The following is a 23,216-nucleotide window of genomic DNA, read 5'->3' as shown; positions in this document are numbered from 1 at the left end:
CGGTCTGGGCATGTGAGTGGCAAGGGCTGGTACGACACGGTGTTGGGTGTCCGTAGCGGCGCATTGGGCCGATCTTTGGTGATCGTTTGGGGAGGGCATGGCTCGGGTCGTGTGGCGGACGGCGGTCCTGCTGGCAATGTTCCTGATCATCGCGGTGGCGGTGATCGTGTTCACCGATCCACGCCCGTCGACGGTGCAGGTCGAGGCGTACGGGCCGCTCGAGATCGAGGTGTGCCCGTTGCACGTGACCGATGACGAATGCTGGTCGCCGACGCCGGAGCCGACGCCGACACCACCGGTCGAGCCCGCTCTCGTGATCGTCGTGGCCGTCGTCGTGGCCTTGGTGTTGTCGGCGGCATGGGAGTTCTGGCGCCGCCGAAGCTCGTGGCCGGCCTGACCGGTTGCGGGATCGATCAGGCCGGCCAGATTTGTACCAGCCACCGTTCGATCCCCTCGGCGAAGGACACGGGTCCGGCCGCCTCGATTGCGGTGCGGCCGCGGACGTAGGCCCGCACCCGGTGGGCGCCGGGTGCGGGCAGTGTCAGCACGTGTTGCCCCGGAGCTGAGGTGAACGAGGCCAACAGGAGCCGGTCGAAGTCGGCGGTGAAGTCGTCCTCGGCCACCGCCTCCCACTCACCCGGTTCGCGGACCGGCGGAGACGCCCACAGTTCCAGCCTCACCGCGGCGGTGTGGTCGTTGCCGGCGCTGTGGAACAGCACCCCTCCCGGTCCTCCCGCGACCAGCCAGTCCTGCGGGCCGGGCGGCTGAATGGCCGCCGCCGTGTGCGGGCTGTCGAAGACCTGAAGAGTGAATCTGTGGTACTCGACTTCGACCATGTCGTCCACGGCCGACAAGCGGGCTGGCTCTGTCACAACGTCATGCTAGGGCGTGATGATGACGTAGAAGGGGTCTCCGTCCAGGATCCGGTCCTCGCGCAGCCAGGCGGAGTAGCGCCCGCCGGCGGATCCGTTGTGAGACTCCTCGACCGGACGGACGGCATAGTCCCACACTGATGCCGGGTTGACCCGCGCGGAATTCTCGTAGGTCGCGGCGAACGGGTACTCGTCGCATTGCATGGTCCTGCCGTTCGGGCCTTTGGCGAAGTTGCTCCCGAAGTAGTTGACGCAGGTCCGATGGACTTTACGTCGTGACGCCTTGATGCTTTTGCTGGTGTCGTAGCCGCTGTACAGGCGGTGCAGTTCGCTTTCCAGGTATCTGCCGGGAACCTTCTTCCCCGGGTTCGCCGGTGCGATGATAGGTCCGCCGTTCTGCGCGTCGCGGATGAAGGTGGCCGACTCGCCCATGGTGTCGTGGGAGGCGCTCATCTGCAGTGATGAGATGACATGGTGGAACACGCAGCGCGAGGAGGAGAGGATGTAGGTCGCCGAGTCGCATCGGAACAACTCGTAGCGAAGGTTGGCGGTGTCCTCGGGCAGGCCGGCCGAGCGGCCCCAGACGGTAAACAAATAGGAGAAGTAGCCGCGCAGTTCGGCCGCGTACTTGTCGGAGGTGGGCACCGCCGTCGTGGTGGTGGCGACGGTGAACCAGAACGGTCCCGGCAGCCCGAGCTTCCAGTCGGCGATCGGGTAGCCGATCGAGAGCTGCGGGTCGTCGGCGTGTGCCCGGCAGGTGCTCGTCCTGGCAGCGTCGGCGTTCTGGCAACCCAGCCTGAAACCCATGACGCCTGCCGGGTCGATTTCCCCCACCTGGCGGTCGAATCGCATGCGGAGGCCGAAACGAATCTCGTGCGAGCCCGGAGTGGTGGTGGCGATGACCGTGGCCTTGAAGTACGCCGTGCCGATCTGCTGGGGCACACCGTTGACCACTGCCATCTGCTTTGCCTGCACCCCCTGCGTCATGCAGAGGTTGAACCGGTCCCTGAACCAGAAGGCGTTGTCCCCGGCTGTATCGGCGCACTCGTCGAAGTCCACGGGCACGGGCTCGGCGGACTCACCGGTCTTCTCGTCGTAGCGGGCAGGATCGTTGACGACGACGTACTTGCGGTCACGCCAGAGTTTGTACAGCGCCTCGCCCTTGGGCAAGGAGGCGGCTAGGTCTTCCATTTCGCGCCGGGTCTCGGCTTCGGACGTAGTCGGATCCCCCAGGGTCAATGACACCGGATCGTGTCTGGAGGAGTCGGTCGCCTTGCCGTCGGGCAGGACCGGGACAGGCGCGGCCGCCGAGGCCTGTTCCGGCGGCGTGGCGACCGCGATGTCGCTCGCGGGGACGACGGTGGCCAACGCCAGTATGGCGAGTAGGGAGAGGATCTTACGGCGATACATGCTCCACCTTCGGTGCTTGTCGCTGCGACGGTTCGGCCGGAAGTGCGGTGTCGGATGAGCGGCATGGATGTCAGGTGATGACGTCGTAGGCGTTCCAATTGCCGCCCAGGTTGACCACGGCGTCCAGGCCGTCGGTTCGGTCCAGTCGTGACGAACGCACCGGGTACAGGTGGAGTTCGCCGGAGAACTGGCGCATCAGAATGTCGTCGTTGCCGTTTCCTGTGACGTCGGCCACGGTCGCAATTCCGCCGTACATGCCGCCGTAGGCGAGGACTCTCGCACGGTAGCCGGTCCAACTCCAGGTGTTTTCCGTCAAGTCGGGCCGGGCCATCGGGGAGTAGTAGGCGGGGCCGCCGCCGGTCTCCACCGTGGCGAAATCGGGTGCATTTCCGTACCAGTGGGTGAACGAATAGAAAGTGCGACCGTCGCCCGCCGGTCCCGCAACGTTGGCGGATATCTTGATCCGTGAACCGAGAGTGTTGTTCTCGCGTAGCGTCCGCAAGTTCGGGTATACCCAGACGGTGTACTGTCCGTCCATGGCGACGATGTCGTCGTATCCGTCCTGCGTCACGTCGGCAACCCAGATGCGTTTTATGCCATTCCAGCCGGTGCCGATGTTCACCGGGGCCAGCCACGTGGAGGTACCGTTGACAGTTCCGCTGTGCGGATAGATCATCAGCACCCCGTCACTGGCCCGGCGTGCGACAATGTCGCCGAGATACCTGGACGATCCTGCTTCGTCATCACCTGTCGAACCGTCCTTGGCATCACTGTCGACGAAGTTGCCTACACCGATCCAGTTGTGCATATTCCATCCCACGCCCACGAGCGTTCCCGACTCGAACGTGGATGCCCCGTTCACGGAGCCAGAGTGACGATGCAAAGCCAGATCCCCGCTGGCACTGTTCCGGGCCAGCAGATCAGGCCAGTCATCACCGGTTAGATCATAGGACCGAAAGGACGACCTGTAGGAATCCGGCTGATTTACTGCAAGTGAAACGCCGGGGCCGTCAGGAATCATCGGAGCGGCATGAACATGGTGGACAAGAGACAATGACAACGTTGTCGTAACCGCTGCGACCAGGGCGGCAAAGCGGTTCTTATTCATATCGCCTCACAGTTGCGGCGCGACCTAGGAGACAATGCGTCGCGCGTGAATGATACGAAAATTGACGAGAACACCGCGCCCGTCAAACAACCGGGCCGATACCAGAGTATGGTCGGCCAGAATAACAAGTGGCCGACAGATTCAGCTATAGTTCCCCTCCGCAGCTGGCCTGCCCTCCCCGGCATGCCTTACCCACTTTAACGCGATGCCATGCACGCGAAAGGAACTCGGCGAATATACACTGAAACGGCTCAGTGATGATCACCCTTCGTGGCGTTACTCGACCGAAGGGATGAGCCGCCAAGCGACGAGACGTCCGGGGCCGGTTCAGACCGCATCGGAAGAGTCACCTACACCCCCACGGCACGGCGACTGGCCGCCGACGAAGTCGGCCATGATCGACCGACCGTCGTTCGCCCGGCACGTGCGCGGTCGGCCACCAAGGGGTAGGAACCCACATGAGAAGGAACGCTCGACCGGGACGTGCACGCACCCCAATTGAGGACGTCGTGGTCCGCCTCGGCGGTAGGCGTCGTCATAGCCGAGGCTGGTGTAGGGCGCGTCGGTGATCCAGGTGAAGGCGGCGGCGGTGGTGCCACCCCGCCCGCTGCCTTCCATGGCGATGCCGCTGGCAAGCGGCGGGAGGTAGGTCGCGGTGTCCTTGTCCTCGCTGATGACGATCACCTGCGGCGGATAGGACCGACCGCCCGGCATCGCGGTGGCCTGGGTGCTGCCGCCGGACATCCCGGAGACGCGCGACGCGGGTGCGTGCGGCCAGCTGGATGGCTAGCCTTTACGCGTGGCAGGTGAAGAGCACGAGGACGGACAGCCGGAAGACCCTTCGGAGGACGACGGCCTCGAGCTGACGCCGAAGCAACAGGAGACGCTCCGGAAGTCGATGGAACAAGTGCGGCGCTCTCTGGGCCCCCGGATCGACTTCAAGCTTCCGTCCATGTCGCAGTTCATCCCCGACTCGGTGCTGAAGAACATCACGACGCTGTCGGCGTTCGCCGAGGCGCAGCAGGCAATCGTCGGCAACGCCATCAAGCCGTTCCTCGACTCGCAGGCCGCGTGGCAGAAGCAGTTCTCCGTCATCAACAGCGACATCTTCCGGACCACTGCGCTACAGCAGTCCAACCTCAACCGCATCGCCTCGCAGTTGACCAGGAACATCGACTTCGGCCTCGGCGACACGCTCACCCAGGTCGCGTCACGGTTCGCCGCGCAACAGGCATCCTGGCTGAAGGCCATAGGACCGTCGCTTGCCAACATCAAGTGGACGTTTTATCCACCCAACCTGCAGGACATCGAAGGTCTGAGGTTGGAGCAGGTGGAAGAGGTGGTCATGGTCGACGGCATACCGCTCTACGGGGTGCCGCGCGCCTCTACGGCAGAGGCACTGATCCGCGCCGACAGCGCGAGCGAACGCAGGGGCATTCTCGGGCGACGCTGGAGGACCATCTCAGCGGACTGCCGCGAGGTGGTCACAGCCTGCACCACGACGGCCGTCGCCCCGTACACCCGCTTCGCCGTGGCCGCGCTCGACGCCCTCGATGCCGGCCACACGGAGGCTGCGCAGGCACTCGCCGGGTCGCTCATCGACGCCGTCCTCAGCGCCTACTTCAAGAAGGACCGGTACAAGTTCACCCCCGACCGGAAGGGCAGGCGCACGAAGGACGCCTACGACGAGTTCACGGTCCGTCAGTTCATCGCGTTCGCTCCCATGTGGCAGACGTACCAGCAGTTCTTCGTCGAGGACGGAGACGTCGTACCGAACACCTTCAGTCGCAACGCGACGGCCCACACCGTGAGCCCTCGCCAGTACAGCCGTCGCAACGCGGTGCAGGCATCGATGCTCGCCTGTTCACTGTTGTGCCGTCTCGACGAAGAGGCCGCAGACCGGAAGGCCGCCTGAGGCCGGGCACCCCGAGGACCGGCACCGCATCGGAAGTGATCCCTTTGCCCGCCGTGCGTCGGATGCCGACCTCGGCCGACCGGGAGGAGAGCTCCCCTGGGCCGGCGGAGTCGTTGGAGTACAAGAAGATCGTCTCCGGATCGGCCGCGATGCCTCGATCGTGTCCCGCGAGGTGAATCGTCGCCGGCGGCAGGGAAGGCTATCGGGCGGTGGCTGCCGACCGGGCTGCGGAGGCGGCCCGGTCGAGGCCGAAACCACTGGCGGTGGACCGGAATCCGGTTCTGCGGTCGCGGGTGGTAGGGCTGTCGCGAGCGGGTTGGCCGCCGGCGTCGATCTCCGGCCGATTGGCACGCGACAAGCCGGTTTGGGACGCTGGGATTGCGAGTCACGAGGCCATCCTCCAGTGGGTCTACGCCCAGCCGGTCGCCACACCACGGCAGGAGTCGATCTCGCTGCGCACCCGCCGCACGGACAGGCGCGGGCCACGTCCGGCGCCGGCGCCGCGTATTCGCGAACCCCGCTGCTCGACGGACGTCCGGCCGAGGCCGACGACCGCGCCGCGCCCGGCCATCTGGGAGGGCGACCTCGTAATCTATGCGTGCTCTGCCGCAACCGGTTGGGCGCTGGTGGCCAGGTCCACGTCGGGGCCCAAGACGAGGGTGCCGTCGGTGTGGACGATCGCCAATGCCGAGAAGATGGTAGGCCTGATGACCGCCGAGTGGGCCTGGGGCAAGGTGTGGATCCGTGAGCAGGCCTACCGGCGCCTCGGACTGGCACCCATGTTCGGCGCCGACCAAAAGAAGAACGTGTTCACCCAGGCGGATATGCGCGGCTTGGTCGACTACGCCCGCAAGCACGACGTGGGCATGATCAGCGGATGGGGGTGCCGTACGCGACAACCACCAGGGCGACCTCGACACCGAGGAATCGCCTACCAGGTTGGTTTACGACGGGGATTGGGAATCCGGCGGTCGATCCGTTCCTTACACCCGTGTGAAGCAGCAGCCGGGCGAGTTCAGCCGTATCGCCGCCGGCTACACCGGAGGCCACCGCACATCGCCGCCCGCGTAACCACGGGCTCGGGCCGGCCGGGCACCCCTTTCACGGCGGCCACGGCACACGGTGTCTTCGTCCTGCCCCGCCGTGATGGAAGACCGCCACGATTCCGCCACCAAGCCTGCGCGGTGAGGAAAGGCGCCGGTCGTGCGCCTCGGCCACCGCGTGGTCCCGGTGCTCATGCTGCGCGTGGCAGCGTCAGGTCGGCGTGTCGAGTCCCGGTTCCACTCGGCGAGCCACTTTCGGGTGAGTTCGACCGCGGTGCGTGTGCGGCTGGGCCCGGGTGCTATCCGAGGGGCACGTTTTGAGTACCTGACCTGAACGGATCTCTCCGGGAGGCAACATCATGCGACGCGTGTTGGTGACCACCGCCGCGGCACTCGCCACGGCCACCACCCTGGTCCTGCTGGGCGGCACCGCCGCCGCCACGACGGCCCAATTGCCATTGCATGATTGGCCCAACGATCCTAATATCCTCGCCTACCCTGCTGGCATCGTCAATTCCCTCGTCGGCATTGACGTCGATGCCGACGTGGGCGGGGTGACCGAAGGGCTGGTCGAGTTCGGCGAAGTGGGTGGCTACGGTTCCGGCTGGGCTGAGGAATGAAGCCTGGAGTGCCGAACCGGTCGCGCCGACCCTGGGCGCGCCGCTGATCTCGCCGGGCACGACAGCGAGGCCGGCCTGGACGACGGGGTCGATTTCCATTCGCTGCGCCGTTCCTACGTCACGTACCTGATCGAGGACGGCTGGGATCCCAGGTTCGTGCAGGAGCAGGTCGGCCACGAGCATGCCTCCACGACCTCGATCTACACCTGCGTGTCCTCGGACTTCCGCAAGCGCACGCTGCGTCGCCATCTCGACGGCCTGGCCGCCGAGGCCCTGGGCGGGCAGGAGACGCGGGCATGAGACGCAAGGTCGGGTACACGTGGCGGCTGCGGGAGGTGATGGCCGCCCGCGGCGTGTTCACCGCCACCGAGCTGGCGCCGCTGCTCAAGGACCGCGGCGTCGACCTGTCCGCCTCCCAGGTCCACCGCCTGGTCTCGGGCACCCCGGAGAGGCTGTCGTTGCAGGTGCTGGCCGCGTTCTGCGACATCCTCGGCTGCACCCCGGCCGACCTGGTGGCCATTACCGCCGAGAACGCCGGCGTCCGCCGCACCGCCACCGATGACCGGCCCGCGCCGCCGTCGGGCACCGAAAGGCTACGTCCTCGGCCAGCGCTGATTGTCGACGACGAGTGAGCCCCGCCTACCGCACGCCCGAGCAGTTCGAGCGTTGGCACAAGCGCACCTGCGCCCGGTGCGGCCGGTTCGGCTGCTTCGCCGCCGTCTGGCCCGACGGCTCGGTCTGCCGGACCTGTGAGTGCCGCGCGCTGCGTCTCCACGGCCGGTGTCCCGGCTGCGGCGAGCAGCGGATTCTCCCCGGACGGCGACCCGCCGACGGCGCGGCGGTATGCACCCGGTGCGCCGGTTTCCGCCCGTCCTATGCCTGTTCCCGCTGCGGCGGGGAGAGCCAGCTGCACGCCGGTCGGCTTTGCACCCGCTGCACTCTGTCGGACCGGCTGGCCGTTCTGCTCGACGACGGCACCGGCCGCGTCCGCCCCGAGCTGGAGCCGCTGCACCGGATGCTCACCTCGATGGACAACCCCCGCACCGGGTTGAGTTGGCTCGACGGGCGACCACCGAACGCCGGTGCCGCCGCGAATCTGTTGCGCGGCCTGGGAACCGGCAAGATCCCGCTGACCCACGAGGCGTTCCACCTGCTCCAGCCCTGGCGGGCCGCCGCCCACCTGCGGGACCTGCTCATGAGCTGCGGTCTGCTACCACGGGTGGACAAGCAGCTCTGTCTGTTCGAGCGCTGGCTCGGCGAACACCTCGCCGGTATCACCGAGCCCGACCACCAGCAGGTCATTCGCCGGTTCGCCACCTGGCACGTCCTACCCCGACTGCGCGCCCGCGCCGACCGCAAACCCCTCACCCCGTCCGCTCGCGGGTTCGTCGGGGATCAGGTCGCCCGCGCCACCGCGTTCCTGGGCTGGCTCGCCGAACGCGGCCTGCGTCTGTCCGACTGTCGTCAAGGCGAGATCGACGCCTGGCACGCCGAACGCAAGCAGCACGAACGCACCGCCATTCGTGCGTTTCTGTTGTGGTGCATGGACAACAAGCTCACCCGGCGGTTCACGCTGCCCGTGACGCAAATCCGGCCAGCGGCCCCGCTGACCCGCGCGCGTCGGATCGAACTGTTGGGCCACGTCCTCACCACCGACGACGCGCCGCTGCGCAGCGGGGTGGCCGCCGGACTGCTGCTGCTCTACGCCCAGCCGGTCAGCCGCATCGTCCGCCTCACCCTCGACGACATCGTCCAGGAAGCGGACCAGGTCCTCCTCCGCCTCGGAGATCCGTCCTCACCCGTTCCACACGCCTTCGCCGCACTGCTGCTGGACTACACGGCCAGCCGCACCACCATGCGGACCGCGACCAACCCCGGCTCCACCTGGCTGTTCCCCGGTCGCCGCGCCGGCCAACCGCTCCGGCCCGAGCACCTGGCCTCGCTGGTCCACGAACTCGGAGTGCCCACCACCGCCGGACGCGCCGCCGCGATCCGCCAGCACGTCCTGGAGATGCCCGCCCCGGTCGTCGCCGACGCCCTCGGCTACCACCACGTCACCACAACCAGGCTCGCCAACCAGGCCGGCGCCACCTGGAGCCGATACGCACCCGGAGATCACACGCAGCGACCATGACGACGAAGCTGCGACAGTTGAAGGCACGATTCACCAGTTTCGCGAGACCTCGAGTTCAACACTCGACATACTGGTGGGGCTCCGCCGACGCATCGGGCCGACCGCTCCCAGGGGGGCCGCCATCTCCGTGGCGGCCTAGGAAGGGGAGCACTGTGTCCGTCATCGGATCGGTGACCGAGTTCATTCTCGCGGTCACCGGACTGCTGCTCGCAGTACCGCAGGTTCACCAATGGTGGACCACGCGCCGGTCAGCCCACCGCCGGCTGCGTCGACTGCGGCGGCCCAAGCGGCGACGTTGAGCAGGTGCGGGCCGAAAGCCGGTGTGCTTCCGGCCCGCACCGCACATCAAGTACTTCACGCATGTCTACCTCAGCTCCGAAGACCGAAGCTGGTGTCAGTACGCCCGTGTGATCACTCAGCGCTACAACCGCCGAGAACTCGTGACAGTTGAATACGCGACCTCACCAGTCCTCGACCCCCGGTAGGCGTCGACCAGTATCCGCAAGGTCAACGGCACGTTCGCCAGAACGCCCACACCGGCGTCTACGACCGCGCGGATGAACCGCTCACCATCCACTCCGACCTGGGTGGCCAACGTCGTGACGTCGGCACGGGTCAGGGGAGCCAGGTCGGCCACGACACAGCGATCCAATGCCTGCTCAAGCACACCGGTCAGACCGGTGGGGTAGTCGGCGCTGCGGCAGGCGATCAGCAGCCTCAGCGACCGCGTGTCCACAGCGGCCAGCGCCGACTGGAAGCGGCGGGACAGCCGCGCCAGCATCGGACTCTCGTCCAACTGGTCGAGCACGATCGTCAGCGCCGTCGGGAACGGACCAGTGGAATCGGCACGGGGGAGAGCTTCGAGATGATCGCCTATCAGCTCACGGAAGGACGCGAGGTCGGTCAACTCCGACCCAAGAACCCAAACCGTGCCGGACTGCCCAGGCTTCGGGGATACCGTGGCGGCATCCGCGCCGGTCAACTGACCGAAAGCCGTGGTCTTGCCCGTACCCGGCTCGCCCAACAGCACCAGCGCCATTCCGGCAGAAGGCAGATCCCTCAGACGGAGCAACTCCTCGTCCAGACGCCCGGATTCCGGCAGCAGGCCGTTCTCGTCCAGCTCGAACGGCGGGTCCTCCCGATCCTGCAACTGGCGCCCCGCACCCAACGGGCCACCGGCGGATCGAAGAGGGGATCTTGCGTCATCACCCCATGATCGCCCGTCGCCTCTGCCCAAGGGGAATCGCCACGCCGTCCGCCCATCAGTTCCGGGCGGCATGCGCAGCATCGCTGTCTTCCGTCCGGACAGGCTCCCCCGGCGGGCGCCGAGCCGTCGGTCGGCGGGACAACGACGCGCTGGTGGCATTGCAGCGAGCGTGCACCCGACAGCATTACGAACCGCAGTCGTTCACAGCGCAGGTCTGCCCGGCGGGTCGCCGGGCCAGGTTCGACTGAAGATCAACATGCCGAAACTGGTAGCGGTGATGAAGGTCAGAGGGCGTCGATGCAATCCGAGCACAACGCCGTGCCTTCGTCGATGTCGCGGTTGTCCACGGGACACTCGCAGCGCGGGCACCGGTCGTTGAACTCGCACCCGCAGAAGAAGCAGAGACCGCTGCGGTTCGGGCCGGGTTCACCGGTGGTCGGGTCGAACCACACCACCATGTCGTGGCCGCACTCCGGGCAGGGTTCGGTAGGCGTGTCTCCTCCGTCGTGCGCTGCTTCGTAGTGGCTGCCGAGTCCCAGCCTGGTGCCGGTGAAGTCGTCGACGTATGCCTCGCGCGAGTCCCAGCGTGCAGTGCAGAAGACGCACCGGGGCCGACTGTGCTCAGAACCGTGTGGCCGATCGGGGTGTCGGTCTTCCAGAAGCACTGCCAGCTGGCCACAGTCCGGACACCAGGCGGTCCAAACCCGGGCCAGGACAGGACGTAGACCCTGCATCCGTTGATTGACCAGCGCGGTGATCGTGCCGAGAGCACTGCGGATGTCAGGCATGGCCTCGGCGAGGACCTGCTCGTCGGCGGCGGTGAGATGGGTCTCCGGGGTGATATGGGTGTCGATGAAGTCCACGATGAACCCCAGTGCTTTGGCGGCCTGAGCCTCTACTGCTTCGGCGGTGCTGGTCAGGCCGTGGTGCTGGAGCTGGTTGCGGAACCTCTCCAGCGCGGCGGCCGCGCGCTTCTGGCCGCTGGTGAAGGTGACGTCCTGGAGGGTCTGAAGCCGCTTGAGTGCCTTCCCGACGCCGATGCTGCGAAACCGGCCGGCCTGATAGTCCTCCTCGGTGACCTCTGCCAACGTGGCGTCCTTGTCCTTGTCTTCGAGGATGAGTCGCCAGTCCTGGCAGATCAACCGGTATTTCAGCAGTACCTCCACGCCGGCGTGCAGATGCAGCACCGCGTACTTCAAGTCCCTTGGGCTCGGGGTCCGGGTGAGCCGGTGAACGGCGTCGGTGAGGTAGTCCAGGCCGTTCTCCAGTGGCGGGAAGTCGATGCTGCGGCTCATCGCACACCGCCGATGTGGAGCGCGGCGAACTCGTCGTGAGCCTGGTCGACGACCTCGGGAAATCGCTGAGCCTTGTCGTCCTGGCCGATCTCCGGGAACTCACGCAGACGCCCCGGTTTCTCGTCCGCCGACACCTGTGCCGACAACCATGCCTCCAGCCGTGAGAAGCCCCGGTCAGAAGCCTACTGAGCCGTATCCACCCGATTTTCGGTTCTACGGGGAGACCCGGTGAGACAGGACGAGGGCTGCCGCCGAAGGCGTCTCATCCGCGCCGCCAGGATCGATCGTGCCCCTGCACGAGCCCTGCCCGGACCGGGCGGTCCCGCTACGCGGTCCTCGACCTGTTCACCGTGCAGGTTCGGAGACCGGCGACCACGACAGACGTTGCTGGCTACCTCGTTCGGGAGCGGATCGGCGACGCTAGGGTGTCTGATGGATCGCTGCGCGGACGCTGAACCGGCAGTCGCCGTTCAGGATCCTGCGGATGTCGTCGGTGCCGGTCTTGGCGGTGCTGGTGAGTCCGCGGGCCAGTGTCAAGCGCACGATTCCGGCGGGATCGGAAGCCAGTCGTCGCCCGATGTCGTCTTCGCTGTCGTCGATCTGTGTCCAGCAGTGGGCGGCGAAAGCGCGTATCGAGGGGGATCGTGAGACGGCGAGCGCGAGCAGGTCGTGCCTGAAGGTGCCGGCCGGTGCTTGGGCCAGCGCGTTCTGCAGCAGCCGGGGATTGTCGATGTCGCCGTCCATGAGGGTCAGCAGCAGGTTGCGGGCGATCCGGTCGCGCTCCCGCTCATCCGGGGCAAGGATGACCAGCAGCCTGTTCGCCGCGAGCACCAGTTCTGCCGGGGAAGTCAGCCGTAGCGGGAACAGATCCTCGCTGCTGCCGATACCCTGGCCGGCGGCGATCGGTCGTACGGCCTCGAGGACTCTGACGCGGAGGTCGGTGTCCAGCGATCCGGCGCCGCATCGCTGAGCGACGGCGGCGATGGCGTCGATCGCCTCGCGGCGTTCGACGTTGAGCTCTCGCGGTTCCAGGGCGATGTCGAGCATCGCGGCCACGAAGCGATCACGTCGGCCCGGGTCGCCGATGTGGGAGAGGTCGGCCACGCTGACCAGGTCACTGCCGAAGCCCGCGGAGCCCGGTGTGTAGGTGCGTGGTTTCGCCGCTGCGTCCAGCGCCGCGTTGGTGTGCTCGACCACGGCAGGTGTGCGTACTCCCAGTTCCTCGAGCACGGGGATGAGCCACGGTGCCTCGTTCGCGTCGACCGCACGTGAGAGCCGCTCGACCAGGTACCCACTGGCCGGCGCCAGGAGTTCCAAGGCCCGTGCGGTCGCTGCCGGCACCGCTTTGGCCGTCACGCACATCAGGTCGGCGAACTGGTGGGCGGCATCGGCGGCCAGGTCGGGGTGCACCTGGGCGCATCCCAGCAGGAGGTCGACGTGCGCCTCGATCGATCGTCGCAGTCCCCCTTTCCCCGCGATGGGTGCCAGGCGGGCGAGCAGCCTGCCCGCCGCGTCGCGCGAGGAGGACCACACCAAGGAGGCGAGGGTCTTGAGCAGCGTCTCGTTCGCACCCAGGGTCGCCCAGTCACGGATGGGCCCCGCGGTGATCAGCCGCCCCGCCGACTTCTCGAACAGCTCCCGCGCATGCTGCTCGGGAACAAGATCACCGTGCGCGCCGAGGAACTCGTAGGCCGCCCTGGCCTGCCAGACCGGTCCGTCGACCCAGGACTGCTCGGGCACCAGTTCCGTGTCGGGTTGCCGTCGCAGCAGCGCCGTGGCCTTCTTGTGCTCGGCGCCCCGCAGGTAGTGGTCGACGGCCGACCGCACGTTGTCGGCGCCCAGGGCGTCGCCGAGGCTCGTTTCGCACTGCCGCTGGTTGGCCAGGGCCGCCCCGGTCGACATGCGGTGCCTCAAACGCATGAACACCCGGTGCGCCCGGTCGCGTTGTTCGGAGGCGAGGGCTTCCAGGCCGCGCGCCAGCAGCTGGTCCTTGCCCTCGAAGACGGTGAGCTTGTGGCTGCGGGGCAGTGACTGAGCGGTGTGGTGCGTCTCGTAGCCCATGCCGGGCCCGCCGAGGGCGAAACGCAGGTTGCGCAGGTCGTACAGCCACGTGCGCACCTCGGCGTACATCTGCTCTCGGGTGCCACGGGCGACGGCCTGCTCGTAACTCTCGACCGCTCCCGCGAGGTCGTTGCTGCGCGCGAGTGCCTGCCCGTGTCGGGCGCGGGCCAACACGTGCAGCTCGGGACCGCAGTCCGCCTCGATCGTCGCCAGCAGCGACCAGTCCCGACGGCATTCCGCGACGGCGATACGCATGCGCCCGGCGAACTCCACCGCATCGTCGGAGGCCGCCGCCGCGTGCGCCAGAGCGCGGTCGCACAGCCTCTCGACGATGTCGGGTCGACCGGCGGCGACCGCTTCCTCGGCCGACCACAGCAGCAACTCCCCGGCGAACTCGTCGTCATCGCGCACGGCCGCGACGCGTTCGGCCACGTCCGGCAACGACATGTCGCCGGCCTCGTACCGCAACACCGCGTACACCGCCGTGCCGACACGCGCGGAGACGTCCGGCGAGCGCCGGAACTCGTCCATGAGCTTGAGCTCTTCGGGGAACTGGGACGGTACCTCCCCACGTCGCACCGGCTCCCAGGCGGCGACGACGGCCGCGCGTATCGCGGCGTCGTGCTGTCCACCAGCCCGCAACGCCCGGGTCAGCTGCGGCTGCAGTTCGGCGGCCTGGTGGAGGTAGCCGTCCGCCTGCAGGTCGGCCATCACCGACTTGTACTGCTTGGCGGCGGCCTGCGGGTCGGACTTCGACAGCTTGTCGGCTTCGGCGACCCGGTCGCGCAGCGCTCCGCCGGTGAGAGGACCGTGCAGGACGGCATCCGGGGCGAACACCGGTCCGACCTCGTCCCGGGTGTGGACGATTCGGGTGAAGTCGAGTCCGTCGGCGGCAAGCTCGCCGCGCAGATCCCGGGCGTTGGCGAACGTCCGATCGGCCGACAGGTTCTCACAGGACACCAACAGACTGCGCCAGGCTGTGTCGACCCGGGAAACATCGACCATCGACCTGCCCAACACGGCTTGCACGGCCTGCAGGTCCCGCCCGCCCGGCTGAAGGTCGAACGCCATGACCCGGAACACCGAACAGAACGCGTGAAGATCCTCACGTGCGATCTCCGAGCCCACCAGCTGTTTCCAGAGTCGCCGCACGTGGCCGGTGAAGACCGACAGCGCTGTCCTCTCACCCTCGCTGTTGGTCAGTTGCTCCTCGCCGGCGGAGAGGGGCGCCGTCGCCAGCCGGTTGACCACAGTCACCAGATGGCGACGAACCGGTTCGGGAGCGTCCATGTCGGACGCGATCACGATGCGGTCGATCGCCGGGTTCCACTCCCGTTCCGCCGCCGCGCCAGGCGGCCCCTGACGGAACATCCGTACCGCCTGCTCGAGCGCCTGTGCCAGCGGGGATTCCTCCGATAGGCCGAGTCGGAGCTGCTTCTTCGCCTGCACGGCGATGAAACCCTCGTCGCCCGTGAAGGCCACGATGTCGTCGACGGGGTATCCGGCCTGCAATCCCACGTGGGTGAGCCGGCCTGCGGTACGCGGCCACGGCCGCGGGGCACTGGAGGGCAAGCGGGCTTCCGTCACCACGTGCGCGGCGAGCATCGCGCCCACCTGTATCTCGAACCGGAAACCGCCAGCCGCTGCCGAACCGCCGCTGCTACTGGTCGCCATCCGGAAATCCTAGCGGTCGTGTCGTGTCAGGCCCGTCCGTCGTGACGACATGACGCCAGCCGTTGAGCACTCGCCTCCATGCCGAGCCGTGGCGAGCACAAGTCCGTGATCGAGCCAGCCCAGGACACCGCAGCTTTTCGTCACGGTGACGACCTCCCGGTTCCGAAGACCGATTTGTACACCACATCAGCCATCGGATTCGCGATCGCACACCTCACCGACATAATGACACTTATCTCGGCAAGGTACTCCAGTACAGCACGTTACTGGGAACTAAAAGTAGGTTTCTGTTTCTGAAAACAAGCTGAGTGCTAGTGTGTGCGGGTGACAACCGAGACGGATGCGCAGGTAGACGGGCCGGCGGGGCGCACGAAGCCGTGCGCGCACTGCGGTCGGCCGGTGACGGCTCGCCGCCCGACGGGGCGACCCCCTCGCTACTGCCCGCCGCAGGAGCGGGACTGCCAAGCCCGCGCGCGGGCCGAGCGACTGACGGCACGCGCGGTGGAGACCACGGGCGGACCCGCCGCGGTGCGGCAGGTCGTGCTGGACCTGGCCGGACGCCTGGACGAGGCGTGGGAGCCGCTGGGCGACCTGCTGGAGACCACGCAAGCCGCCCGTGACCTGCTGGGTGGGCTGCGAGACGAACTGCTCGACCGCGTCGAGCGAGCAGAACGCGCGGCCGAACAAGCCGCCGCGGCGACACAAGAGGCCCTCGCCGCGCGCGACGCAGCCGAGACCACCCGCGACGAAGCGCTACGACAGGCTCGTGACGCCCGCGACGAACGCGACCGGGCACTGCGCGCCGAACAGGACGCCGTCGACGCCCGCCAAGCCGCGCTGCAGACCCAACAGCGACTGGCCGCCGAACGCGACGCCGCCCGAGAGCAGGCCGACCGGGCGGCGGCCGCGGCCGACGAAGCCGTGGCCGCCGCCACTACATCGGCCGACGCCCGTGTCAGAGAAGCCGTCGAAGCCGCCACCAAGGCGCGCGAGGCCGCCGCCTCGCTGCGCGGCGAACTGGCCGCCACTCGGGAGCAGGTGAACGAAGAGACCGGGCGGAACCGGGTACTGGGGGAGGAGGTGGAACGCATCCGGACCCGATCCGCCGAGCAACTCGCATCGGAGATCGCCCGGATCACCGCCGACGCGGACAAGCGGGTCGAGCGCGCACACGCCGAGATCGACAGCCTGCGCCGCGCCGAGGAGTCCCGCCTGCGCGAGGACGCGCAGCGCCTCGGCGCCCAGACCGAACGCGCCGACCGCCTCGAACGCGAATGTGCGGGCTACGAGGCAACACTCGGCAGAATCCTCACCCTGCTCAGCGACGCCGAACACCAGGCGGTCGGTGACCGGTCCAGGCCCGATCCGATCCGCGAGACGATCGCCGTCATCCTGGCCGAGCGTCCCCGCCGGTCCCCTCCGAGCACGCATCCGTGATCCGAAACCGGAGCGACACACCGCACCCACCCGCCGTGTCACCGTTTTGGTGACACATGTGCCACCAAAACGGTGACACGGGATCATGCCCGAACCGACGACACGATCTGAGGTGAGGTTGTCCCCTTGGATCAGGGTGTCCGATCCAAGGGGACAACCTCAGACACGCGGGGAGCCGCAGCGTTCTCACGCGAGGAGTTCGCCGGCATTCCGGCATGAGAACGCGTCAGTCCCTGACTGTCGACCGGGTGAACCGATGCGTGTCGGCGGCGGGCCGATGGTGGTGCTCGTAGCATCAGGGGATGCCGATCAGGTGGTCGCGGATCCACGTCGAGCTGGGCCTGGGACCGGCCGCGTTGACGTACAACATGGTGCGCAGGGCGGTCGAGGCGGGCATCGCCGAGGCTGAGGACCTCGACTGGAAGCAGGCGTTGATCCCACCTGTGGAGAAGAAGTGGTGGGAGTTCGCCAAGGATGTCGCGGCGATGGCGAACACTCGCGGCGGCCTGATCGTCTTCGGAGTTCGTGAGGACGCGGAGCGTGCCGCTGGGCTGGTCGGGGTCCCCAACGGCGATGCCGAGCGTCAGCGCTTGAGGAGCTATGCCCTGCGGTGGGTCCGGCCGGTGATCAGTGAGCTGGTGATCGAGCCGCTCGACGACGAGGAGAACGGTGGTCCCGGGCTGATCGTGGTGTTCGTCCCTGCCAGCCCGGACGCGCCGCACGTAGTCGGTGAGAAGAACGAGATGGGGGTGCCCTACCGCTCCGGGCCGCACACGGACTGGATGTCCGAGGCTCAACTCGAACGCGCCTACCGGGACCGGTTTGCCCGCCAGACCGACGACCGAGCCGCGCTGCACGCCCTAATCGACGGCCTCGTTCCTGAGCTGCTGTACCTGGATGACGCAGTCTGGCTGGCGGTGGCGACCAGGCCGACCACGTCCCCGCCACCCCAGGGATCACGACCTGACCGTGAGCACACCGCTGGCACGATGCGCACCTCGCTGGAGCTGGCCGGCGATGTCCTGGGTGTCCATTCGGAACGCTTCCAGGTCCTGTCTGGCGACGGCAGCGAGTTTCTGTCCCAGCCGCGCACTGGGCTGAGGAGATGGACGTTCCGTTCGAACCGCCTCGCCGTCAATCCGCACGCGCGCGTCGACCGGGTGATGGTGGAGCTGCACCACGACGGCAGCATCGCCCTCGCGGTCAACCTCGCCACGTTCCTGTACGGCGCGCAGGTCGTCGAGGACAAGCGGCTGCGGGACGTGCTGCTGGTGCCGATCGCGAAAGTGGATGGGCTGCTCGTCGAAGCCGTCGCCGTAGCCTCGACGCACGTCCGGCGCCTCGGTGGGGCCGGCACCATCCTGGCTCGCGCCGTCCTGCTCACCACTCCCGGGAAACCTCTCGTCGCCGTCGACCGCGTGATTCCGGGGAGCATCAGTCCTGTCGAGGTCGTCACCGAGACGTGGCCGGTACGGGTCCCGCTCGCGGTGGAGGCCGAGTTCGACGCCGACGGTGACGTTCCGGCCTTGCACACCGCAGCTCGCCAACTCGCGGAGGACATCCACCAGCAGTTCGGCAGCTCCGGGGCCGCCCTGCCACCCCACCGCGAAGACGACACCACCGTCCAATGACCACCCACGGCCCGCACGACCGCCAGGATGGGCCGTCGCCTCGTACAGGCGTCGGAGTACCGCTCGGCTATCTCTCCGTCGTGGCCACCCTACGAACTGGCAATCCCATTGCTTCGGCTTCGAGAAGCCACGGCTCGACTTCGGTGCCGACACGGTCGCCCCAGTAGGCCAACCAACGCCAAAAATCGTCGAGGCCTTGTTCCAATGAGTGTGCGGTCGTCACCGCGTACAGCGAGGGCCACAGCACCTCTGGGACGTCGTACGCTGTAATCGGGGGACGCAGGCCGAACAGTGGTTGCCGGAAGCGGGCCCCCTCGTAGACCTGGGTGACATGGACGAGCACTCGGGCATTGGCACGATCGGTGGCTGACCAGTGCTCAGGCGCGGTCTCGAAGTGGAGACGTTCGCCTGTGAAGGGATCGTGGTCCCACTCCCGCGGCAACGCCCAGCGGCAGTAGCGGCCATGGCCGGGGTGCTCGGCGAACCAGACCCGGTCCTGTTCCTGCGCGCGGTCGGCTGCGAGACGTGCCTTCTTCGGCAGCCTGGATGATCGGCCGATGTTGGTCGTCATGAGATCGGATTGAAGTACCTGCACCCTTGACGCGCTTGTCCTGCGCGGTGAGTTCGCACGAACGGGGACCAGCGCCGACTCCGTCACGACGGTTCGCTGTGGGTCCCCTTCTTATGCGCAGTCCTGGGCCACACCACAGCCGCCTACCGACCTGCTCCACCTGCCGCCCGCCGTATCGACATGGCGCTGTCCCCGGAGTCCGGTCTTGGGGCCTGGGTGGCTAGGGTGCCGGAGGTGACCGCGTCGAAGTCTGGTGTGCCCGCCGGGGCCACCGTGGTGCCCGTGGAGCAGTACGTGGCGGGGCTGGCCCGTAAGCGCATGGCGGCCGGGGTGTTGTTCCGCGACCGGGCGGGTCGGGTGCTGCTGGTGGAGCCTTGTGTGCGGCCGGACAATGACCGGATCGAGTGGTTGTCGTACGCCGCGTGAGTCGAATCAGCTCGGATGAGTGGTAGGGCCGCTACGGTCCGCCGGTGATCAAGACCGGTTGGCGGGTGCACTACGTTCCGGCCGAGCTGCCTACGCCGCGTTCGCCGCTGCCGTTCGTGGACGAGTTGCCGCGCGATTGGGATCGGTGGTTGGCCGAGGACGACACCCCGGTGCGGACGCCGTTCCTGATCTCGCCGACGTTCGAGTACGACGTCGAGTTGAACGCGTTCTTCCGGTCGGTCGGGATGATCGGTGATGCGTGGAACACCCAGGCCGGGTACGCGCGGGACGTGGCCGCGTTCCTGACGTTCCTGTGGAGGGCGCGCGACGGCAGGTTCTGGCGGGACGCGACGGAGGCCGACCACACTGCCTACCTGGTTTGGCGACGTCGCGACGAGCGTGGTCCGCGAGTGGACGATGCAACCCGGGACCGCGAGGTCGCGGCGGTCAACCGGTTCTACAAGTGGCAGGTCAAGGTCGGCAACGTGCAGGCGAACCCGATCCCGCAGCGGGAGGCCCGCATGGCGCACGCGCATGTCGGGCGGCGGGGTGAGCAGGGCGAGAGGCCCGCGACCTACAGCCACGGCGCCGGCAGTGACCGGATCGAGTGGTTGCCGACGTCCTCCTACCGCCGCTGGCGTGATGTCGGCATGCGGGGCTACGGCCCGGACGGGCTGCCGACGTCGGGATTCCGGGGCCGGTGGGCAGCCCGCAACGCCGGCTTCTGCGATCTGATGGTGCGTACCGGAATGCGGCTGTCCGAGCAGGCGGCGCTGAGCATGTTCGAGGTGCCGCTGGATCGCGGTCTGGGTGGCTACCAGCGGTTCTGGTTGCCGCCGGTGATCGCCAAGGGTGGCTCGGCCCGCTGGATCTACATCCCGGCCTCGGTCGTGGCAGACCTGATCGACTACGTCGAGATCGACCGGGTCGACGTCATCGCGCGGGCCCGCGCTGATGGTGCTTACCAGCGGCTTCGCCGTCCGCTGGTCGTGGAGGACCCCGCCCGGCCGGTGGTCATGCAGCGCCAGCCGGGCGGGAGCGTGCACCGGGTCAAGGTTGACGCACCCCCGCACCAGAAGCACCACCAGGCCGACGACCGCCGAGCCCTGCCAGTAAGGTCGGACGATGGCCGCATCGTCGCCGCAGATCCTGCCACCGGACGAGTATGTTGCCCGCCTGGCCAAGAAGCGCATGGCGGCCGGAGTCCTGTTCCGCAACGAGCAGGACCAGGTCCTCCTCCTCCGCACCCACTACAAACCCCACCTCGAAATCCCGGGCGGGGCAGTGGAAACCGGCGAGGCACCGTGGACCACGGCAACCCGGGAACTCGTGGAAGAACTGAGCTGGGACCGCCCGCTGGGCCGCCTCCTGGTGTTGGACCATGTACTGCCCCACGACGACTGGCCTGAGGGCATGCTCTACCTGTTCGACGGCGGCCTGATCAACCAAACCGACCGAGACTCCATGGTGTTCCGCGACGGTGAAGTACTCGCAGCCGACTTCTGGGACCTCAACGAGGCGCGGGCGCAGATGAAATCACTGGTCGCCGACCGAGTCGCCGCAGGCTTGGAAGCGCTGGCAGAAGGCGTGACCGTGTGGTGCGAACACGGCCGCCGCGTCGCCTAACGAGCAGCCCAAGGCACGATTGCACGGCCATGAGCCCTCGCACCAGCCAGCCTTGCCTGTGCGGCTGAGGTTGTCGGTGGTGAGGGTTAGGCTGTTCGGTAACGCAAAACCCCGGTGCTGCGCACGTGGGGCAGGCACCGGGGTTCACCTTGATTGGCGTCAGGACGATATCCCGAGCACGACGTGGGCCGACAGGAGGCCCGTCACGTTGTGAGCCAGCCCATACTACGCGGTGATCGGGGCGCAGCCCCTTGAAAGGAAGCCGCGAGTGAGACTGGTCAGCGCCCATGTCATCAACTACCGCTCGGTCGATGACTCCGACAGGTTCGACGTCGAGAAGGACGTCACCTGTCTGGTCGGCAAGAATGAATCCGGCAAGACGGCGACCCTCCGGGCGCTCTACCGCCTGAACCCGGTCGAGTCGACGGCGACGTTCGACGAGGTCGTCGATTTCCCCGCCAAGCGCTCCAAGGAGCGCAAGACGACCAAGGGGTTCATCCCCGCCGTCCGCGCCACCTTCGAGCTCACCGACGACGAGATCGAGCTGGTGACCGAACACTTCGGCACCGAAGCCCTGACCACCCGCTTCCTCAAGCTTCAACGGGGCTATCGGACGGGCGGCACGTTCACCGTCGCCCACAACGAACAGAAGATGGTCTCCCACCTGGTCAACGGCCTCGACCCGACCTCTCGGGAAACGATCAAGTCCACGAAGACCATCGAGGACTTCACCGAGGCGCTGCGGGAGCTCCCCGATCGGCCAACCGCCGCGAACGAGCTGCTAACGAAGCTGGACAAGTGGGGCGGCACGGCCTGGAAGTGCCTGCACAGCCTCCTGTCACCCAAGCTGCCGAAGTTCGTCTACTTCGACGACTACGACTCCATGCCCGGCAAGGTCTCGATCCCCGACCTGATCCGCCGCCGCGACGCCGGCAGCCTCGACCGCGGCGAACAGGCGCTGCTCAGCCTTCTGGGCATGGCGGGTGCCGATCTCGAAGACTTCCACAGCACCAACCAGCACGAGCACCTGGTCCGCGAACTGGAGAACGCCAGCGCGGGCATCTCCGACGAGGTGTTCGAGTACTGGTCGCAGAGCAACCAGCTCGCGGTCAAACTGCACCCCTTCGAGCCGGAGGCAGGAGCCCAACCTCCCCTCAACGAGGGGCCGATCCTGCAGATCCGTGTCGACAACAGCCGCCACCGAGCGTCAGTGCCCTTCGATGAGCGCTCCCGAGGGTTCGTCTGGTTCTTCTCGTTCCTGGCCTACTTCACCGAACTCGAGGAAGCCGCCGAACAGGACCTGATCCTGCTGCTGGACGAGCCGGGCCTGTCGCTGCACGGCCGCGCGCAACAGGACTTGCTGCGGTTGATCGACAAGCGCCTGGCACCCAAGCACCAGGTCATCTACACCACTCACTCGCCGTTCATGGTCTCCGCCGACCACCTGCAACGCGTCCGGACGGTCATCGACCAGGACGACGCAGGCACGAAGGTCTCCGCCGAGATCTTCAAGGCCGACGAGGACACCGCGTTCCCCCTCTACGCGGCGATGGGCATTGAAATGACCCAGAGCCTGTTCATCGGCGAACACACCCTCCTGCTCGAAGGACCCAGCGACCTGATCTACCTCGACGTCCTGTCCGACGCACTCACCGAACAAGGTCGGACCGGCCTGGACCCACGCTGGGTCCCGACCCCCATCGGCGGCTCCGGCAAGCTCTCAACCTTCGTCACACTGCTGGGCGCCAACAAAATCCACGTCGCCGTCCTGGTCGACTCCAGCACCAAGGACGTCGGCGCGGTCAAGCGACTGCGCGACAACGACCAACTCGCCAAGGACGGCCTGCTGGAGATCAGCCAGTTCACCGGCACCAAGGACGCCGACATCGAAGACCTCTTCGAGCCGGACTTCTACCTCGAACTGGTCAACCGCGCCTACAAGCAGCACCTCACCACCCCGATCGCAGCAGGCGACCTCAACCTCAACGACCCGAGGACCGTCCGCAGGATCGAGACCTACTTCCGCGACAACAACATCGCGAGCGGCAACTTCGACCACTACAAGCCCGCCGCGAAGCTCCTGCGCGAACAAGCAGACCTCGTGCCCAACATCGCCGACATCACCCTGAACAGGGCAGAACAGCTCTTCACCCTGCTCAACAACATGCTGCCTTCTTGAGCCCAGG

Annotated in this window: 20 protein-coding genes and 1 pseudogene; 12 read left to right on the top strand and 9 right to left on the bottom strand. The window is 67.4% G+C overall.

The window, feature by feature from the left end; all coding sequences use genetic code 11:
* The first annotated feature begins 97 nt into the window (after positions 1-97).
* On the top strand, positions 98-397 hold the full coding sequence (locus ACRAKH_RS17585; RefSeq protein ID WP_380718594.1) for a hypothetical protein: 300 nt from the start codon (positions 98-100) through the stop codon (positions 395-397).
* 16 nt (positions 398-413) lie between these two features.
* Here the strand turns inward: ACRAKH_RS17585 and ACRAKH_RS17580 are convergent, their stop codons facing one another.
* The 4 genes from ACRAKH_RS17580 to ACRAKH_RS17565 form a co-directional block, all read right to left on the bottom strand.
* Complete coding sequence (locus ACRAKH_RS17580) at positions 414-845, bottom strand: hypothetical protein (RefSeq protein WP_447009114.1); 432 nt, start codon at positions 843-845, stop codon at positions 414-416.
* Positions 846-881: 36 nt separating this feature from the next.
* A complete protein-coding gene (locus ACRAKH_RS17575) occupies positions 882-2,282 on the bottom strand; it encodes a NucA/NucB deoxyribonuclease domain-containing protein (protein ID WP_380718590.1) in 1,401 nt (466 codons plus the stop codon).
* 70 nt (positions 2,283-2,352) lie between these two features.
* The gene (locus ACRAKH_RS17570) at positions 2,353-3,390 is read right to left on the bottom strand and encodes a hypothetical protein (RefSeq protein ID WP_380718588.1); all 1,038 of its coding nucleotides are present in this window, start codon (positions 3,388-3,390) and stop codon (positions 2,353-2,355) included.
* 327 nt (positions 3,391-3,717) lie between these two features.
* Positions 3,718-4,134, bottom strand: a complete 417-nt coding sequence (locus ACRAKH_RS17565) for a hypothetical protein (protein WP_380718586.1) — start codon at positions 4,132-4,134, stop codon at positions 3,718-3,720.
* 55 nt (positions 4,135-4,189) lie between these two features.
* Here ACRAKH_RS17565 and ACRAKH_RS17560 point away from each other — a divergent pair, with 55 nt between their 5' ends.
* From ACRAKH_RS17560 to ACRAKH_RS17540, 5 genes are all read left to right on the top strand, one after another.
* Positions 4,190-5,305 carry a hypothetical protein gene (locus ACRAKH_RS17560; RefSeq protein ID WP_380718584.1) on the top strand — a complete coding sequence of 372 codons (1,116 nt, stop codon included), beginning with the start codon at positions 4,190-4,192 and terminating at the stop codon, positions 5,303-5,305.
* A gap of 1,411 nt (positions 5,306-6,716) precedes the next feature.
* On the top strand, positions 6,717-6,968 hold the full coding sequence (locus ACRAKH_RS17555) for a hypothetical protein (protein WP_380718582.1): 252 nt from the start codon (positions 6,717-6,719) through the stop codon (positions 6,966-6,968).
* Positions 6,969-6,971: 3 nt separating this feature from the next.
* Positions 6,972-7,268: a tyrosine-type recombinase/integrase gene (locus ACRAKH_RS17550; protein WP_447009973.1), complete on the top strand. Its 297-nt coding sequence runs from the start codon at positions 6,972-6,974 to the stop codon at positions 7,266-7,268.
* The gene (locus tag ACRAKH_RS17545) at positions 7,265-7,600 is read left to right on the top strand and encodes a helix-turn-helix domain-containing protein (protein WP_380718580.1); all 336 of its coding nucleotides are present in this window, start codon (positions 7,265-7,267) and stop codon (positions 7,598-7,600) included. Before ACRAKH_RS17550 ends, ACRAKH_RS17545 begins: the two co-directional genes overlap by 4 nt.
* Positions 7,597-9,102 (top strand): hypothetical protein, encoded by a 1,506-nt coding sequence (locus tag ACRAKH_RS17540; RefSeq protein WP_380718578.1) that lies wholly within the window; start codon positions 7,597-7,599, stop codon positions 9,100-9,102. Before ACRAKH_RS17545 ends, ACRAKH_RS17540 begins: the two co-directional genes overlap by 4 nt.
* Before the next feature lie 421 nt (positions 9,103-9,523).
* On the opposite strand, the gene ACRAKH_RS17535 is transcribed toward ACRAKH_RS17540, so the two are convergent.
* From ACRAKH_RS17535 to ACRAKH_RS17520, 4 genes are all read right to left on the bottom strand, one after another.
* Complete coding sequence (locus tag ACRAKH_RS17535; RefSeq protein WP_380718576.1) at positions 9,524-10,252, bottom strand: hypothetical protein; 729 nt, start codon at positions 10,250-10,252, stop codon at positions 9,524-9,526.
* 341 nt (positions 10,253-10,593) lie between these two features.
* Entirely contained in the window at positions 10,594-11,604 is a 1,011-nt protein-coding gene (locus ACRAKH_RS17530) for a hypothetical protein (RefSeq protein ID WP_380718574.1), read from the bottom strand.
* Positions 11,601-11,750 carry a hypothetical protein gene (locus ACRAKH_RS17525; protein WP_380718572.1) on the bottom strand — a complete coding sequence of 50 codons (150 nt, stop codon included), beginning with the start codon at positions 11,748-11,750 and terminating at the stop codon, positions 11,601-11,603. The genes ACRAKH_RS17530 and ACRAKH_RS17525 overlap by 4 nt, the downstream gene beginning before the upstream one ends.
* A 274-nt stretch (positions 11,751-12,024) precedes the next feature.
* The gene (locus tag ACRAKH_RS17520; protein ID WP_380718570.1) at positions 12,025-15,339 is read right to left on the bottom strand and encodes a hypothetical protein; all 3,315 of its coding nucleotides are present in this window, start codon (positions 15,337-15,339) and stop codon (positions 12,025-12,027) included.
* A gap of 501 nt (positions 15,340-15,840) precedes the next feature.
* On the opposite strand from ACRAKH_RS17520, the gene ACRAKH_RS17515 reads away from it, so the two are divergent.
* Both ACRAKH_RS17515 and ACRAKH_RS17510 read left to right on the top strand, forming a co-directional pair.
* The gene (locus ACRAKH_RS17515) at positions 15,841-16,776 is read left to right on the top strand and encodes a hypothetical protein (protein ID WP_380718568.1); all 936 of its coding nucleotides are present in this window, start codon (positions 15,841-15,843) and stop codon (positions 16,774-16,776) included.
* Positions 16,777-17,078: 302 nt separating this feature from the next.
* Complete coding sequence (locus tag ACRAKH_RS17510) at positions 17,079-18,407, top strand: RNA-binding domain-containing protein (protein WP_380718566.1); 1,329 nt, start codon at positions 17,079-17,081, stop codon at positions 18,405-18,407.
* Positions 18,408-18,474: 67 nt separating this feature from the next.
* On the opposite strand, the gene ACRAKH_RS17505 is transcribed toward ACRAKH_RS17510, so the two are convergent.
* Positions 18,475-18,978 (bottom strand): hypothetical protein, encoded by a 504-nt coding sequence (locus ACRAKH_RS17505; RefSeq protein ID WP_380718564.1) that lies wholly within the window; start codon positions 18,976-18,978, stop codon positions 18,475-18,477.
* Positions 18,979-19,212: 234 nt separating this feature from the next.
* Here ACRAKH_RS17505 and ACRAKH_RS17500 point away from each other — a divergent pair, with 234 nt between their 5' ends.
* The 4 genes and pseudogenes from ACRAKH_RS17500 to ACRAKH_RS17485 all read left to right on the top strand — a co-directional run bounded on the left by ACRAKH_RS17500 (position 19,213) and on the right by ACRAKH_RS17485 (position 23,209).
* The gene (locus tag ACRAKH_RS17500; protein ID WP_380718562.1) at positions 19,213-19,404 is read left to right on the top strand and encodes a hypothetical protein; all 192 of its coding nucleotides are present in this window, start codon (positions 19,213-19,215) and stop codon (positions 19,402-19,404) included.
* Positions 19,405-19,649: 245 nt separating this feature from the next.
* Positions 19,650-19,865: pseudogene (locus tag ACRAKH_RS17495) on the top strand (site-specific integrase); the annotation flags it as partial.
* Positions 19,866-20,529: 664 nt separating this feature from the next.
* Positions 20,530-21,030 (top strand): NUDIX domain-containing protein, encoded by a 501-nt coding sequence (locus ACRAKH_RS17490; protein WP_380718560.1) that lies wholly within the window; start codon positions 20,530-20,532, stop codon positions 21,028-21,030.
* A 268-nt stretch (positions 21,031-21,298) separates the two neighbouring features.
* Positions 21,299-23,209: an ATP-dependent nuclease gene (locus tag ACRAKH_RS17485; protein ID WP_380718558.1), complete on the top strand. Its 1,911-nt coding sequence runs from the start codon at positions 21,299-21,301 to the stop codon at positions 23,207-23,209.
* Positions 23,210-23,216 lie beyond the last annotated feature (7 nt).

Source organism: Saccharothrix hoggarensis (assembly GCF_052936025.1).
Note: the sequence above shows the minus strand (reverse complement) of the source record. Positions and strands in the feature narration are given on the sequence as shown.